15 protein-coding genes are annotated in these 14,700 nt (G+C 61.7%); 8 read left to right on the top strand and 7 right to left on the bottom strand.

What is annotated here, in order from left to right; translation table 11 throughout:
* Positions 1–140: 140 nt before the first annotated feature.
* Together M1E16_RS19130 and M1E16_RS19125 are read right to left on the bottom strand one after the other, a co-directional pair.
* Complete coding sequence (locus M1E16_RS19130; RefSeq protein WP_434697225.1) at positions 141–1,358, bottom strand: methyl-accepting chemotaxis protein; 1,218 nt, start codon at positions 1,356–1,358, stop codon at positions 141–143.
* 209 nt (positions 1,359–1,567) lie between these two features.
* A complete protein-coding gene (locus tag M1E16_RS19125) occupies positions 1,568–2,374 on the bottom strand; it encodes a TatD family hydrolase (RefSeq protein ID WP_458128135.1) in 807 nt (268 codons plus the stop codon).
* A 235-nt stretch (positions 2,375–2,609) separates the two neighbouring features.
* On the opposite strand from M1E16_RS19125, the gene M1E16_RS19120 reads away from it, so the two are divergent.
* The 3 genes from M1E16_RS19120 (at position 2,610) to M1E16_RS19110 (ending at position 5,124) form a co-directional block, all read left to right on the top strand.
* The gene (locus M1E16_RS19120) at positions 2,610–4,031 is read left to right on the top strand and encodes a transglycosylase SLT domain-containing protein (protein ID WP_458128134.1); all 1,422 of its coding nucleotides are present in this window, start codon (positions 2,610–2,612) and stop codon (positions 4,029–4,031) included.
* A 99-nt stretch (positions 4,032–4,130) separates the two neighbouring features.
* Positions 4,131–4,568: a DoxX family protein gene (locus tag M1E16_RS19115; protein WP_434572789.1), complete on the top strand. Its 438-nt coding sequence runs from the start codon at positions 4,131–4,133 to the stop codon at positions 4,566–4,568.
* A 247-nt stretch (positions 4,569–4,815) separates the two neighbouring features.
* Positions 4,816–5,124 (top strand): class I SAM-dependent methyltransferase, encoded by a 309-nt coding sequence (locus M1E16_RS19110; protein ID WP_434656557.1) that lies wholly within the window; start codon positions 4,816–4,818, stop codon positions 5,122–5,124.
* An 11-nt stretch (positions 5,125–5,135) separates the two neighbouring features.
* Here M1E16_RS19110 and greB read toward each other — a convergent pair whose 3' ends face one another.
* Genes greB through M1E16_RS19095 form a run of 3 tightly spaced genes read right to left on the bottom strand, consistent with a single transcriptional unit; the run spans position 5,136 to position 8,855 of the window.
* Positions 5,136–5,633: a transcription elongation factor GreB gene (greB, locus tag M1E16_RS19105; protein WP_305499739.1), complete on the bottom strand. Its 498-nt coding sequence runs from the start codon at positions 5,631–5,633 to the stop codon at positions 5,136–5,138.
* Positions 5,634–5,667: 34 nt separating this feature from the next.
* On the bottom strand, positions 5,668–8,172 hold the full coding sequence (locus tag M1E16_RS19100; RefSeq protein WP_458128133.1) for an ABC transporter permease: 2,505 nt from the start codon (positions 8,170–8,172) through the stop codon (positions 5,668–5,670).
* The gene (locus M1E16_RS19095) at positions 8,172–8,855 is read right to left on the bottom strand and encodes an ABC transporter ATP-binding protein (protein ID WP_305499741.1); all 684 of its coding nucleotides are present in this window, start codon (positions 8,853–8,855) and stop codon (positions 8,172–8,174) included. The genes M1E16_RS19100 and M1E16_RS19095 overlap by 1 nt, the downstream gene beginning before the upstream one ends.
* A 10-nt stretch (positions 8,856–8,865) precedes the next feature.
* On the opposite strand from M1E16_RS19095, the gene M1E16_RS19090 reads away from it, so the two are divergent.
* From M1E16_RS19090 to M1E16_RS19080, 3 genes are all read left to right on the top strand, one after another.
* Positions 8,866–9,471: an arylesterase gene (locus M1E16_RS19090; protein ID WP_434629432.1), complete on the top strand. Its 606-nt coding sequence runs from the start codon at positions 8,866–8,868 to the stop codon at positions 9,469–9,471.
* A 56-nt stretch (positions 9,472–9,527) separates the two neighbouring features.
* Positions 9,528–9,821, top strand: a complete 294-nt coding sequence (locus M1E16_RS19085; protein WP_024776677.1) for a hypothetical protein — start codon at positions 9,528–9,530, stop codon at positions 9,819–9,821.
* A 233-nt stretch (positions 9,822–10,054) separates the two neighbouring features.
* Positions 10,055–11,026 (top strand): L,D-transpeptidase family protein, encoded by a 972-nt coding sequence (locus M1E16_RS19080; RefSeq protein ID WP_305499745.1) that lies wholly within the window; start codon positions 10,055–10,057, stop codon positions 11,024–11,026.
* A gap of 128 nt (positions 11,027–11,154) precedes the next feature.
* Here the strand turns inward: M1E16_RS19080 and oprI are convergent, their stop codons facing one another.
* On the bottom strand, positions 11,155–11,406 hold the full coding sequence (oprI, locus tag M1E16_RS19075; RefSeq protein ID WP_011335311.1) for an outer membrane lipoprotei OprI: 252 nt from the start codon (positions 11,404–11,406) through the stop codon (positions 11,155–11,157).
* Positions 11,407–12,042: 636 nt separating this feature from the next.
* On the opposite strand from oprI, the gene M1E16_RS19070 reads away from it, so the two are divergent.
* On the top strand, positions 12,043–12,324 hold the full coding sequence (locus tag M1E16_RS19070) for a GNAT family N-acetyltransferase (RefSeq protein ID WP_186610534.1): 282 nt from the start codon (positions 12,043–12,045) through the stop codon (positions 12,322–12,324).
* Between the two features lie 79 nt (positions 12,325–12,403).
* Here M1E16_RS19070 and M1E16_RS19065 read toward each other — a convergent pair whose 3' ends face one another.
* Positions 12,404–13,480, bottom strand: coding sequence for a 3-deoxy-7-phosphoheptulonate synthase (locus tag M1E16_RS19065; RefSeq protein WP_458128132.1), 1,077 nt, complete (start codon positions 13,478–13,480; stop codon positions 12,404–12,406).
* 265 nt (positions 13,481–13,745) lie between these two features.
* On the opposite strand from M1E16_RS19065, the gene M1E16_RS19060 reads away from it, so the two are divergent.
* Entirely contained in the window at positions 13,746–14,699 is a 954-nt protein-coding gene (locus M1E16_RS19060) for a putative 2-dehydropantoate 2-reductase (protein ID WP_434629436.1), read from the top strand.
* Position 14,700 lies beyond the last annotated feature (1 nt).

The following is a 14,700-nucleotide window of genomic DNA, read 5'->3' as shown; positions in this document are numbered from 1 at the left end:
CCTTTGTGAGGAGAACCCGCTCTTGTGGCGAGGGAGCTTGCTCCCGCTCGGTTGCGCAGCGACCGTAAAATCCTGGGGCCGCTGCGCAGCCTAGCGGGAGCAAGCTCCTTCGCCACAATAGCTGTGCAGCAGATCCGGAATTACAGCTTCAACTGCCCAATCGCCTTGTTCAACTCACCCGCCAGCGTCGCCAGCTCATCGCTGGTGGTGGCCGAATCCACGGTCTGGCGCACGGTATTTTCGGTCACGTCGCGGATGCTCACTACGGCGCGGTTCATGTCTTCGGCCACCTGGCTTTGCTGTTCGGCGGCGACCGCGATCTGCGTGTTGCTCTCGCGCATCTGCGCCACCGCCTCGGTGATTTGCAGCAACGCGTCGCCGGCCTCGCAAGCCTGTTGCACGCAATCGTCGGCCTTGTGCGAGCTTTCCTGCATGAACTCCACCGCATCGCGAGTGCCTGCCTGCAAGGCTGACACCATGGCGGTAATCTCGTCGGTCGAGGTCTGGACCCGCTTGGCGAGGTTGCGGACCTCGTCGGCCACGACTGCGAAACCCCGGCCCATTTCGCCGGCTCGCGCCGCTTCGATGGCGGCGTTGAGTGCCAGCAGGTTGGTCTGCTCGGCGATGCTGTGGATCACGTTGACCACACCGTTGATCTTCTGGCTGTCTTCGGCCAGGCGCTGGATCATCTCGGCGGTCTGCTGCACGCCAGTGGACAGCCCGGTGATCGATTGCTGCACGCGACTGACCACTTGCCGTCCGTTACCCGCCAGGATATCCGTGGTTTTCGACAGGTCGCGGGTGGCGCCGGCGTGCTGGGCGATGTGATAGACCGTGGCGGTCATCTCATTGATGGCCGTGGCGGCCTGATCCGTTTCGCTCTGCTGGCCGAGCATACCCTGGCGCACATCGTTCATGCTCGAAGCCAGGCGCGTCGCACCGCTATCCAGCTGCCGAGCAGTGCTGGCAACGGTGTCCACCACCCGCTGGTAGCCAGCTTGCATGGCATTGAACGCAGCGGCCATCTGGCCCACTTCGTCCTCGCAGGCCAAGGGCACGCGGGCGGACAGGTCACCACTTTTCTCCACATGCAGCATCACGTCTTTCAACGTGTTGAGCTGACTGAGGAGAAAGCGGATCAATAGCTGCGATGCTCCCAACATCGCCAGCATCAGCACGAATACTGCCACGGCATACTGGTTGAAGCGTTCGCCGAACACCTGGCCCAGGCTGACCCCTCGGACCTGCTGTTCAAGGTGCATGGCATAAAGCACCAACAGCAATGTGGTGACAAAGGCGACCGCATTGACCGCCCAGAATTTGTACTTCAGCGAGATATTGCTAAGCCAGGCACCCATGGAAGGTCTTCTCTGATAGCGGAAACAGTTTTGGCAAGGTGCCAGTATTCTGCTGCTATTCAGGGGGCGGGGTTTTGATGTGGGTCAATGGATACCAGGGAACCCTTGTGGGAGCGAGCCTGCTCGCGAAGGCGATTGATCTACTGCAGATAATCTGACTGACAGACCGCTTTCGCCAGCAGGCTCGCTCCCACAGGGGCCCATTCCGGTCAGGAAATCACCGGCAAGCCGAAAAACGCACGGGCACACGCCGTGCTGTGGGCCGCAAGGTCTTCCTCGCTTTCGCCCCGGTGCAAGGCTACTTCACGCAATACGTCTGTCAGATAGGCCGGCTCATTGCGACCGTTCTTGGGCTTGGGGCGCAGGGTGCGGGGCAGCAGATACGGGGCGTCGCTTTCGAGCATGAGCCGGCCGCGGGGAATTTCCCGCACCAACGGATGCAGATGTGTGCCTCGGCGCTCATCGCAGATCCATCCGGTGATGCCGATGTGCAAGTCCAGGTCCAGGTAACTGAACAGCGCTTTTTTCTCACCGGTAAAACAATGCACCACAGCGGCGGGCAATCGGTCGCGAAAATCCCGAAGAATCTCCAGCAGTCGCTGGTCGGCGTCGCGCTCATGGAGAAACACCGGCATTTGCAACTCCACGGCGAGCGCGAGGTGTTCTTCGAGGACTTTTTCCTGCAGCGGGCGGGGCGAGAAATCACGATTGAAATCCAACCCGCATTCACCCACTGCGCGCACACGGTCCTGCTTGAGCAACTCGTGCAAATGCCTGGCGCTGTCAGTTGTCCAGTCGCTGGCGCTGTGGGGGTGGATGCCGGCGGTGGAGAACAGTCGCGTCCCGTCTTCGTCGAGCTGCTGGCACAGTTCGAAGGCCTGTTCGCTGCCCTCGATGCTGGTGCCGGTCAGCACCAACTGGCAGACCCCGGCGGCATAGGCGCGCTCAAGCACCGCCTGGTGTTTTTCGGCGAAACTGGTATTGGTCAGGTTGACGCCGATATCGATGAGTTGCATGGTGCTACCTCGGCCCAAAGGCCGGAAAGCATACCAGAGCTGTAGATTTATAAGAAAAGCCAAGAACTACAATGAGTTGCGGCTGTCTGTTGAGACCACGAGACAGGTCGGGGTGGTAGGAATGCCATCGCTGTGCCAGTCTTTCGCACTTTTCAGCGCCCCACGGTGCTCTGTTTTGCCGAATCAACCACGGTTTGCCACCGGGTTGGCTCGGCAACATCCTTCCGGAGTGTGGATGGTTCGTCCCCAGGTATTGCTACTGCTTTGTTGTTCGCTGCTGTTGCCAATGGCGGCCGAAGCACGCCTGCCCGGACCGTTGCAGGTGGTGGCGCCGGGCACCGTGCGTGACCTGGCGCAGATCCGCAGCAGCCGGGTACTGAAGGTGTTGGTCAACCAGAGCCGCAACAGCTCCGGTGAAGTCCAGGGCCAGCCCATTGGTGTCGAATACCATCGCTTGCGGGCCTTCGAACAGTACCTCAATGGTCATGCCCGGGATGGCCAGGAAATCACCCTCAAAATCATTCCCAAGGCCAAGGATCAATTGCTCGGCGCACTGCAGCGCGGGGAAGGGGACCTGGTGGCGCCAGGCGAATTGCTTGAGCCACAAGCCGGCCATGCGGTGAGCGCCAGTGAGCCGATACGCACGGATGTGCCGTTGCTGCTGGTGGGGATCAAGGGCGAAAAGCGTTATTCGCGCGTGGAGCAATTGTCTGGCAAGACCCTGGCGCTGCCCAACGGCAGCGCGGCGGGGGATGCGGTCAGCCAGATCAACCAGAAGCTGGCGTTGCTCAAGTTGCCGCCGGTGAAAATCGAATGGGTCGATCCCACCCTGGCGGTGGAAGACGTGTTGGAGATGGTCCAGGGTGGGATCTTCCACCTCACCATCGTCGAACAGCCCATCGCCGAACGCTGGGGCAAGATCCTGCCCAAGTTGCGTTTCGACCGCCAGGTGCTCATCGGCGAGCCGAGCGACGAGTATTGGTTCGTCCGCCGCGACGCCGCCATGCTGCGGGCGAGCATTGATCGATTCCTCACCACCTATAAAGTCCCCGACAACCAGGACGCTGCATTCCTGCGTATCTACCGACGCTTGTACCAGGTTCACTATCCGCTGGCCCGGGCCAATCGCCAACGCCTGGAAAAACTTCGGCCGGTGCTGCAAAAACATGCCCAGGCCCAGGGCATGGACTGGCTCAACCTGGCGGCCCTGGCGTTCAAGGAGTCAGCCTTGCAACCCAACGCGCGCAGCGGCAGCGGCCCAACCGGCCTGATGCAGATCACGCCGTCCGCGGCCCAGCGGGTCGGGGTCAACAACATCCAGGACCTGGATGCCAATGTGCAGGCCGGCGCCAAATACCTGGCCATGATCCGCCGCAAGTTCTTCTCCAGCCCCAAGCTCAACGAGCGCGAACGCATGGCGTTTGTCCTGGCTGCGTACAACATGGGACCGGAGCGCGTCCAAGGCATGCGTGCCGAGGCCCGGCGGCGAGGCTTGAACCCTGACCAGTGGTTTTTCCAGGTCGAGCGAATAGCCATGGAGCAGGTGGGAATGGGCGCCGTCAGCTACGTTAACAGCGTGAACAAGTATTACCTGGCGTTTGATCGAGAGCGTGAATCCCTGGAGCCGCAAGAGTGGAAAGTGGCTTCGACTAAATAATCTAATTTATAGATTGGTTTGGTGGGTTTTTTGCGCTTTTTACTCAAGATTATTTGATTAATATGGCGCCCAACACACATCTCCCAAGGAATGCACCTCATGAGCACTTTCATCAACAAGGTTCTGTTTTCCCGCGCCGGCTACGGCCTGACTGTCCTGCGCATCGTCGTCGGGGTCATTTTTGCCGCCCATGGCTCGCAGAAACTGTTCGGGCTGTTTGGCGGCTACGGGTTGGCGGGCACGGCGCAATGGATGGACAGCATCGGCCTGACGCCTGGCTACCTGATGGCAACCCTGGCCGGTGGCACCGAGTTTTTCGCCGGGCTGGCCTTGATCATCGGCCTGCTGACGCGCCCGGCGGCTTTGGGTCTGGCCTTCCTGTCACTGGTGGCGATTTTCTCCGTGCACATCGGCAACGGTCTGTTCATGGCCAACAACGGTTATGAGTTTGCCCTGGCTTTGCTGGCCGGCAGTATCGCGGTGTTGATCGAAGGTGCAGGCAAACTGTCAGCGGACAACGCCATCGCCCGTCGATAACTCGCCCAAGACAACAAGGCCCGTCCAGTACGGGCCTTTTTTGTGCGCGTCGATTCTTGACACTGGCCAGTCAGCTTCTCTAGGATGCCGCTCATGCGCCGATTTAAACAGCTACTTGCGGGGCGCCAGGTGACTCATCCAGTCACTGACAGAAGCCGTGAAACAAGGCTTCGAAATACCGCTAAAGCGCTGGTTCGGTGTTGCCTCTCACCTGCCATGCAGACTTTTGAGGCAGAGACACGACACAATGAACGCACCCAGCCCCCTCGTACGCCTGGCGCCGATCACGGCGAACCTGCTGCAACGCAATCCGAAAATTCTCCTGGGCGGTACCCATCAGCCTACGCTGTTGCGTTATCTCGACGGCTGGCCGCGACGCAGCCATGGCCCCGCGGCCTTCCTGATCCAGTTTGTCGAAGACGGTGAATCGCTGGCGCGTTTCGCCAATGACAGTTTCGACCTGGCGGTAATCCAGTCACCGACGGCGGCGGACGCTGCCGAAATGATCCGGCACTTGACCCGTGTTGCACGGCAGGGGCTGATCACTCGCCGTTGAGGCGAGTCGGGCTACGGATAGCTGATATCGACGATGTAGACGAGCTTTTCTCCGGTTGGCGCCTGGACCCTGACTTCAGCGTCCAGCGCCTTGCCAATCAGGGCGCGGGCCAGGGGCGAGTCGATACTGATCAGGTTCTGCTTCAGGTCCAGCTCGTCAGGCCCGACAATGCGATAGCGCGATTCCTTGCCGTCCTCATCCTCAACGGTGACCCAGGCGCCGAAATACACCTTGTTCGGGTCGCTGGGCTTTTCGCTGACGACCTTGAGTGCTTCGAGGCGTTTGGTGAGGAAACGCACGCGACTGTCGATTTCCCTCAGCATTTTCTTGCCGTAGGTGTATTCGGCATTTTCCGAGCGATCACCCTGGGCCGCCGCTTCGCTGACCGACTGGGTCACCTGGGGGCGGCGGACATGCCACAGTTCATGGAGTTCAGCGCGCATCCGCGCTTCACCCTCGGGGGTGATCAGCGCGGTGCCGGCGGTACGGGGTGGACGATAGCGGCTCATGGCAACTTCTGGTGATGGCGAGGCCCGAAGTCTATCAACCCTCGCGCAACACTGTCAGTGGGCTGGCGTTGAGCGCTCGGCGAGTGCCAAATACGCCCGCCGCACCGATCAGCAACGCGCCCACCAGCGGCAATACCAGCAGCCATGGATGCGGATGCCACGGCAAGTCGAAGGCATAACGGTAGAGCACCAGGCTGACCAGTTCCGAACCCAGCGCCGCGAGCAAACCGCTGACCGCACCCAACAGGCCGAATTCGATGCGCCGGGCCTTGGTCAACAGCGGCCGCTCGGCGCCCAGGGCACGCAGCAGCGCGCCTTGGCGGATCCTTTCGTCGAGGGTGGCCTGCAAGCCGGAGAACAGCACCGCCATCCCCGCCGCCAGCACAAACAGCAATACGTATTCCACGGCCAGGGTCACCTGGGCCAGGATGCTGCGCAGTTGTTCGAGCAACGCCTCGACTTGCAGGATCGTCACGGCCGGGAAGGCGCGGGACAGGTCGACGATCTGTTGGTCATGGCCGGGAGCCAGATAAAAACTGGTGAGGTAGGTCGCCGGCAGGTCCTTCAGCGTACCGGGCTGGAAAATCATGAAGAAGTTCGGCTGGAAATTGTCCCAGTTGATTTCCCGCAGGCTGGTGACCTTGGCTTCCCGGTTGAGGCCGCCGACGTTGAACACCAGGCGGTCGCCCAGTTTGATCTTGAGGTTCTCGGCCACCTTGCCTTCCACCGAAACCCCCGGGATATCGTCCGGTGGCTGTTGCGGCCACCAGTTCCCGGCCGTGACGACGTTGCCCGCCGGCAGCTCCGCCGCCCAGGTCAGGCTCAAGTCGCGTTGCAGCGCACGGTCACCGGCCGAATCCTTGGTGACGAACTCCTTGGCCGGCTCGCCGTTGATGCTGATCAGCCGTCCCGGTACCACGGGGTAGAGCGGGGCCGACTGCGCCGACAACGCCATCAGCTTGTCGGTGAAGGCCTGCTTGTCATTGGGCAGGATGTTCAGGGCGAAATAGTTCGGAGCGTTTTTCGGCAACTGGTTTTGCCAGGTGTCCAGCAACTCGCCGCGCAGCAGCGCGATCAAGGCCATGGACAACAGGATCAGGCCAAACGCCAGGGCCTGGCCGGCTGCCGCCAAGGGATGGCGCAACAGCTGACCGAGTCCCAACCGCCAGGGCAGCGAGGCCCGGGCCAGCATCCGACGCAGGCTCTGCAGCACCAGCAACAGCAGTCCGCCGAGCACCAGTGCGGCAATCACCCCACCACCGAGCAGCGCGAAAGTCAGCACCAGGTCCAGGCTCAGGCGCCACATGATCAGCCCGAGCGCACCGAGGGCCGCACCGTAGACCACCCAGCTACTGGAGGGAATCGGCAACATGTCCCGACGCAGCACGCGCAACGGTGGGACCCGGCCCAGTGCGGCGAGCGGCGGCAAGGCAAAACCCGCCAGTGCCACCAGCCCGGTGCCGATCCCGGCGACCGCCGGCAACAGGCCACCCGGGGGGACGGCGGTGGGTAGCAAGTCATGCAGCAAGGCAAACAATCCCAACTGGGCCACCCAGCCCAGCAGCGCACCGCTGATGCTCGCCAACAGGCCCAGCACGGCCAGTTGCAGGCTGAACAGCACCATGGTTTCCCGGCGCGACAGGCCAAGGCAGCGCAGCAATGCACTGGCATCGAAGCGTCGAGTGGCGAAACGGTTGGCGGAGAGGGCCACGGCAACGCCGGACAGCAGCACCGCCACCAGGCTGGCCATGTTCAGGTAGCGCTCGGCCTTGCCCAAGGCGCCGCCGATCTGGCGATTGCCGTCGCGAGCGTCCTGCAGGCGCTGGTTCGGCTCAAGACCTGGCTTGACCAGGTCGCGATAGGTTTGCAGCGCCGACGCCGGGCCGCGCCACAGGTCGCGATAGCTGACCCGGCTGCCGGGTTGCACCACGCCCGTGGCGTCCAGGTCCTTGAGGTTGATCATGACGCGCGGGGTCAGGCTGTAGAAATTACCGGCGCGGTCCGGCTCATAAGTCAGCACGCGGCTGAGGCGAACGGTCTTGTTGCCGACATCGATGCTGTCACCGATCTTCAGGTCCAGCGCCGTCAGCAGCCGTGCTTCGACCCAGGCCTCTCCGGGGGCTGGTCGTCCACCGGTCTCTTCCGGAGCGAAGGGCGCCGGGGCGCTTTTCAGTTCCCCACGCAAGGGATAGATGTCATCGGCTGCCTTGACGCTGGACAGCTGGATACCGTTGTCGGTGGCGACAACGCTGGAAAACTCCACCACCCGGGCATGTTCCAGGCCCAGTTCGGTGCCGCTGCGGATCTGCTCCGGGCGGGCAGGGGAGCTGCCCTCGAGCAGCAGGTCGGCGCCGAGAAATTCGGTCGCGCGCATCATCATCGCGCCATTCAGGCGGGCGCCGAAGTAACCGATGGCGGTGCTCGCCGCCACGGCCACCAGCAGGGCGAAGAACAGCACGCGCAACTCGCCGGCGCGGGCATCGCGCAGCAACTGGCGCAGGGCAAGGCTGAACAGGCGCAACAAGGGCAAGCGTGCCATCAAGGCTCCAGGGGCGCGACCATCAGGCCGGCTTCAAGTCGGATCAGGCGCCGGCAGCGATGGGCCAGGCGTTCGTCATGGGTCACCAGCACCAGGGTGGTGCCGCGTTCCTTGTTCAGCTCGAACAGCAGATCGCTGATGCGTTCGCCGGTGTGGCTGTCGAGGTTGCCGGTCGGCTCGTCGGCGAACAGCACGTCCGGCTCGGCGGCAAAGGCGCGGGCAATCGCGACGCGTTGTTGTTCGCCGCCCGAGAGCTGGCGTGGCGAATGCGTCAGCCGTTGGCCGAGGCCGACCCGTTGCAGCAGTTGTGTAGCGCGCTCCCGGGCATCCTTGCGGCCATCCAGTTCCAGCGGCAGCATGACGTTCTCCAGCGCGTTGAGGCTGTCGAGCAGTTGGAACGACTGGAAAACGAAACCGACGTGTTCGGCGCGAACCCGGGCGCGCTGGTCTTCGTCCAGTGCGCTGAGGGCTTGGCCTGCGAGTGTCACTTCACCGCTGCTGGGCAGGTCGAGGCCGGCCAGCAGCCCAAGGAGCGTGGATTTGCCGGAACCGGACGCGCCGACGATGGCCAGGCTGTCGCCCTTGTTCAGTTCCAGGCTGAGTTCGTGCAGGATGGTCAGTTCACCTTCCGCGCTGGGAACCACTTTGCTAAGGTCCTTCGCGGTGAGAATGCTTGAGCCCATGGAGAATCCGATGCGAGTGTGGTTTTTGAGTGCCGGCCTGGCCTTGATGTGCATGGTCCAGAACGCAGCGGCGGGTACAGTCCTGATCGTTGGCGATAGTATCAGCGCGGCTTTCGGCCTGGATACCCGCCAAGGCTGGGTGTCGTTGCTGGAACAACGGCTCAAGGCCGAGGGTTTCGACGATAAAGTGGTCAATGCATCGATCAGTGGCGACACCAGCGCAGGCGGCCTGGCGCGCCTGCCGACGCTGCTTGCAGCCCATAAGCCGGAGCTGGTGGTCCTGGAGTTGGGAGGCAACGATGGCCTGCGTGGACAGCCGCCAACACAATTGCAACAAAACCTTGCAGCGATGATCGACAGCTCCCGCGCCAGCGGTGCCAAGGTGCTTTTGCTGGGCATGCAGTTGCCGCCGAACTATGGGCGACGCTACACCGAGGCTTTCTCGAAGGTCTACAGCACCTTGGCCGAGGAGAAAAACGTCCCGCTGGTGCCGTTTTTCCTCAAGGATGTCGGCGGCGTTCAGGGAATGATGCAGGGCGACGGATTGCACCCGTCCGTCGCGGCCCAGGGCAAGTTGCTGGAAAATGTCTGGCCGACGCTGAAACCGCTGCTTTGACGCTTTTCTACAGGCGGTCTTTCGGCTAATGTGGCGCCCCCGATTTGGAGCCCCCGATGCCGCGTCCCGCCTGGTCCCTGTTTGCCTACCAACTGATCGAGCCTGACGAACAGCTGGATCTGTTCGCCTGCCAGGAAGTGCGGGTGCATCTGGTGACCCGGCAGCTGGAGCTCGGCGGCTCGGCCGACCGGACCCTTTGCGGCAGTCTTTTGCCGGCGCAGCCACGCTGGTCGGCCGTCGACCGCAGGATTTTCCAGGACCATCGCCTCTGTTCCTTGTGCCGGGCGATCCTGGAATCGCAGAAGCGCGGTACCTCGCCGATCTGGCCGGAGCTGCGGTTCGAGTTGTGATCCCTTGATCCGACGCCCTTGTGGGAGCGAGCCTGCTCGCGAAGACGGCCGCACGTCGGGCATCCATGCAAGCTGATCCATCGCATTCGCGAGCAGGCTCGCTCCCACGGGATTGCGCTCCCGTCCAGGATGCTACACATCGGACGCTTCGGCGCCGCTCTCCCCGAAATAACGGGACGCAGTGTACAATCGCGTTTTCATACCCTCTGTTCGATCTGCGAAGGATTTCCCGGATGTTGCCGCGCTTGCCTGCCGTCGCCCGCTGCCTGTCTCTTGCCGCCCTGTGTATGGCGGGTCCCGTTGCTGCATTGGAGCTGCCTCTGCCGCCACCGGGTGAAGACATCATCGGCCAGGTGCAGGTCATCAAGGCCAAATACGAAGACACCTTCGCTGACCTGGGCACCACCTATGACCTGGGTTACACCGAGATGGTCGCCGCCAACCCGGGCGTTGATCCGTGGTTGCCGGGTGCTGGCACTGAAATCGTCTTGCCGACCCGTTTTATCCTGCCACCGGGCCCGCGCGAAGGCATCGTGATCAACCTCGCGGAATACCGTCTCTATTATTTCCCCAAGGGGCGGAACGTGGTTTACACCTTCCCGCTGGGAATCGGTCGCGAAGGTTGGGGCTCGCCCATCGCCCACACCAGCATCATCGCCAAGACGCCAAACCCGACGTGGACCCCGCCGGCCTCGATCAAGGCTGAACATGCCGCCGACGGCGATCCCTTGCCGAATGTGGTTCCGGCCGGCCCCGATAACCCGCTGGGCCCGTTCAAGTTCACGCTGGGAACGCCGGGTTACCTGATCCATGGCTCGAACAAGAAATTCGGCATCGGCATGCGTACCAGCCACGGCTGCTTCCGGATGTTCAACAACAACGTGCTGGAGATGGCCGGCATGGTGCCGGTGGGGACTTCGGTCCGGATCATCAACGACCCGTACAAACTGGGCCTGAGTGGCGGCAAGGTTTACCTGGAAGCCCACACTCCGCTGGACGACAAGGGCAACCCGTCGGTGGTGGACAAACACACCGCGGTCATCAACGCGATGCTCAAGCGTGAGGACATCACCAGCAACTTGCGCATGAACTGGGATGTGGTGCGTGACGTGGTGGCCGCTGAAGACGGCCTGCCGATAGAAATCGCTGTTCCGAGTGCCTCGGCACCGATGGTATCGAGCGCGCCGATCGACCTGACGCAATAGGGCGACGCGCCAACCTGACCCGCCCACATCCAAGGATGTCGGCGGGTTTTTTATCGCCGGGGAAAACGCCGGGCAATAAAAAAGCCGACCCAGTAATGGGTCGGCTCGATAACAATCCCGAAGGACTATTACTTGCGGCTAGCTTTTTCCAGCATGCGCAGAGCACGCTCGTTAGCTTCGTCAGCAGTCTGTTGTGCTTTTTGAGCAGCAGCCAGAGCTTCATCAGCTTTGCGGTAGGCTTCGTCTGCACGAGCTTGGGCGCGAGCTGCTGCGTCTTCGGTGGCAGTCAGACGTGCTTCGGTTTCTTTCGATGCGCTGCTGCAACCGGTAGCCAGAACTGCGGCCAGGGCCAGAGCAGAGAATTTCAGAACGTTGTTCATCGTGTTCCCCTTCAAAGGACTTTCTATTTAGTGACTGTCTCCCCAGAGTGAGGAGTTAGCCGGCGTACATACTACTCATTACTTGTAGTAAGTAAACTGACGTAGCGCAAGAAGCAAAAAAATTGTAGGCGGTGATTCTTTTTCAAGCAACTTTTCCGAGCGGTGTTTGAAAAATACCCGGCGCCAAGCCCCGGAATGGAGCACGGCGATGAAGAAAAGTTCCGTTGACGCGACAACTCACAGGCCTGCGCTAAAGTCGCTGTTTATTGATTCCCTTAGAGTCTTGTTCATTTTTTGTGCAATCGTCCCGGCATCTTTTTATTGCCGGTGACGGTGACTTTAACAATCGGCGCTCGTCCAAGACTCAACAACTGGCGATGTTCACCTATTGCGCCTTGGCCGACTACCGCGCGACCGTGTCGCTCAATCGATAAACCCGTCGAGGTTTAACACCTCGGTGACAGGCGTGCCTTGAGCATTTGCGTCATTGGTGCCTACTATTCACGACGTGCTCGGGTTTGAGCGATTGGTTTTTTGCGCTCGGTGACCAGACAGGCACGGGGTGGCGTAGATGTTCCTTCGCCGGAAAAACATCGGTAAGGTAGGGGTCGGCATTCAGACCCGCGAGGAGTAGTGATGAGCGAGGCGGTTTCCATCCACCATGACCAGGCTGGTCATCAGTTCGAGACCATTGTGGACGGTCATCGTGCCTATCTGACCTACATGGACCTGGGCAAACAGACCCTGGACATCTATCGCACCTTCGTGCCTAACGCGCTGCGTGGCAGGGGAATTGCTGCGAAGTTGACCGAAGAGGCGTTGAAGTACGCTGAAGAAATGGGCTACACGGTGATCCCGTCCTGCTCCTATGTGGAGCGCTACATGGAGCGGCACCAGCGGCACGCGGCGAAGCTCTGACGCAATGATTCCCGATAAAAAAACGCCGGACTGAGAAGCCCGGCGTTTTTTTATGTGTTGAAGTTGGAATAAAGCCCGATCAGCTGCGCTGACGCTTTGGCAGCACGTCCTTGAGTTTGGCGTGCATGCCGCGCAGGGTCTTCTCGGTGGCGCTCCAGTCGATGCACGCATCGGTGATGGAGACGCCGTACTGCAAATCGGCAAGGTCCTTCGGAATCGCCTGGCAGCCCCAGTTCAAGTGGCTTTCGACCATCAGACCGATGATCGACTGGTTGCCCTCGAGGATCTGGTTGGCGACGTTTTCCATCACCAGCGGCTGCAATGCCGGATCCTTGTTGGAGTTGGCGTGGCTGCAATCAACCATGATGTTCGGCTTGATGTTCGCCTTGTTCAGCGCCTGCTCGCACAGCGCGACGCTGACCGAGTCATAGTTCGGCTTGCCGTTGCCGCCACGCAGCACGACGTGGCCGTAGGCGTTGCCCTTGGTGGTGACGATCGAAACGCCGCCTTCCTGGTTGATGCCCAGGAAACGGTGAGGACTGGACACCGATTGCAAGGCGTTGATCGCCACGGTGAGGCCGCCGTCGGTGCCGTTCTTGAAGCCCACTGCCGATGACAGGCCGGAAGCCATTTCGCGGTGGGTCTGGGATTCGGTGGTGCGCGCGCCGATGGCCGACCAGCTGATCAGGTCCTGCAGGTATTGCGGGGAGATCGGGTCCAGGGCTTCGGTGGCGGTGGGCAAGCCCATTTCGGCCAGGTCCAGCAGCAACTGGCGACCGATGTGCAGGCCATCCTGGATCTTGAAGGAGTCGTCCAGGTAAGGGTCGTTGATCAGGCCTTTCCAGCCGACGGTGGTCCGGGGCTTTTCGAAATACACCCGCATCACCAGGTACAAGGTGTCGGAGAGTTCCGCCGCGAGCACTTTCAGGCGCTCGGCATATTCATGGGCGGCCTTGATGTCATGGATCGAGCATGGCCCGATGACCACGAACAGGCGATGGTCGGTGCCGTCGAGAATGTTGCGGATGACTTCCCGGCCCTTGGTCACGGTGCGCAGTGCAGCATCGCTCAGGGGGATATCGCGCTTGAGCTGGTCAGGCGTGATTAGGGTCTCGTTGGAGGCGACGTTAAGGTCATTGATCGGTAAATCAGCCATCGTGTTACTCGTCAGGTCACGGGTGCCGGCCGCCAGCGATCCCCGCGCGGCGGTGCACAGCGGATTTAAGCGCGGCGGGGAGCCGAACCTTAGCGCGTTAAGAGGTGGCTCGACAATGGGCAGGGGCGGGTTTACTCCCCTATTTTCCGGGTAACCGTGATCGGGTCGGCCCGCGAAGGAATAGGTAACCGGGTGTAAGGACGTTTGCATGCCTGGCCGCTCGCGCTGATAGTGTGCAGGGATTGTTCACCAGAGGAGTCGTGTGATGCAGGCAGGCGGTAAACCGAGGATCGGGGTGATCGGCACAGGCGCGATTGGCGGGTTCTATGGCGTGATGCTGGCTCGTGCCGGCTACGACGTTCACTTTCTGCTGCGCAGCGAATTTGCCGCCGTGGCCGAGGCTGGCCTGCGGGTCGACAGCGCGGTGCATGGCGCGCTGGCGCTCCAGCCGGCCCAGGCCTATCGCTCGGCGGCCGACATGCCGCCTTGCGACTGGCTGCTGGTCGGTGCCAAGACCACCAGCAATGCCGACCTGGCCCCAGCCATCATCCAGGCCGCGGCCGACGGCGCGAAAGTCCTGTTGCTGCAGAATGGTCTCGATGTCGAAGAGGAACTGCGACCACTGTTACCCGATTCACTGCACCTGCTTGGCGGCTTGTGCCTGATCTGCGTCAATCGGCTCGGCCCGGGCGTCATTGCCCACCAGGCGCTCGGGGCAATCAACATCGGTTACCACAGCGGTCCAGGGACGGATCAGGCCGCACGCATGGCGATCGTCGAGGAGGGAGCGGGGCTGTTCCGGGCAGCGGGCCTGGATTCCCAGGCCATGCCAGACCTCGGGCAGGCACGCTGGCAGAAACTGGTGTGGAACGTGCCCTATAACGGCCTTTCGGTTCTGCTCGGCGCGAGCACCACGCCGCTGATGGCCGACGACCACAGTCGTGGACTGATCCAGGCGCTGATGGCTGAAGTGGTGCGTGGCGCACAAGCCTGCGGTCATGAGATCGCGCCAGGCTACGCGGAATATCTGTTCACGATGACCGGAAAAATGCCCGACTATTGGCCCAGCATGTACCACGACTATTCCCAACGGCGCCCGTTGGAGCTGGAGGCGATCTACGCTCGGCCACTGGCGAGGGCCAGGGCGGCGGGGTGCGAGTTGCCGAAAATCGAAGCCTTGTATCAGGCACTGGCGTTCATCGATCGACGCAACCGCTGAT

The sequence above is a fragment of the Pseudomonas sp. Z2-11 genome (assembly GCF_054161305.1).
This window is presented reverse-complemented; position numbering and strand designations above follow the sequence as displayed.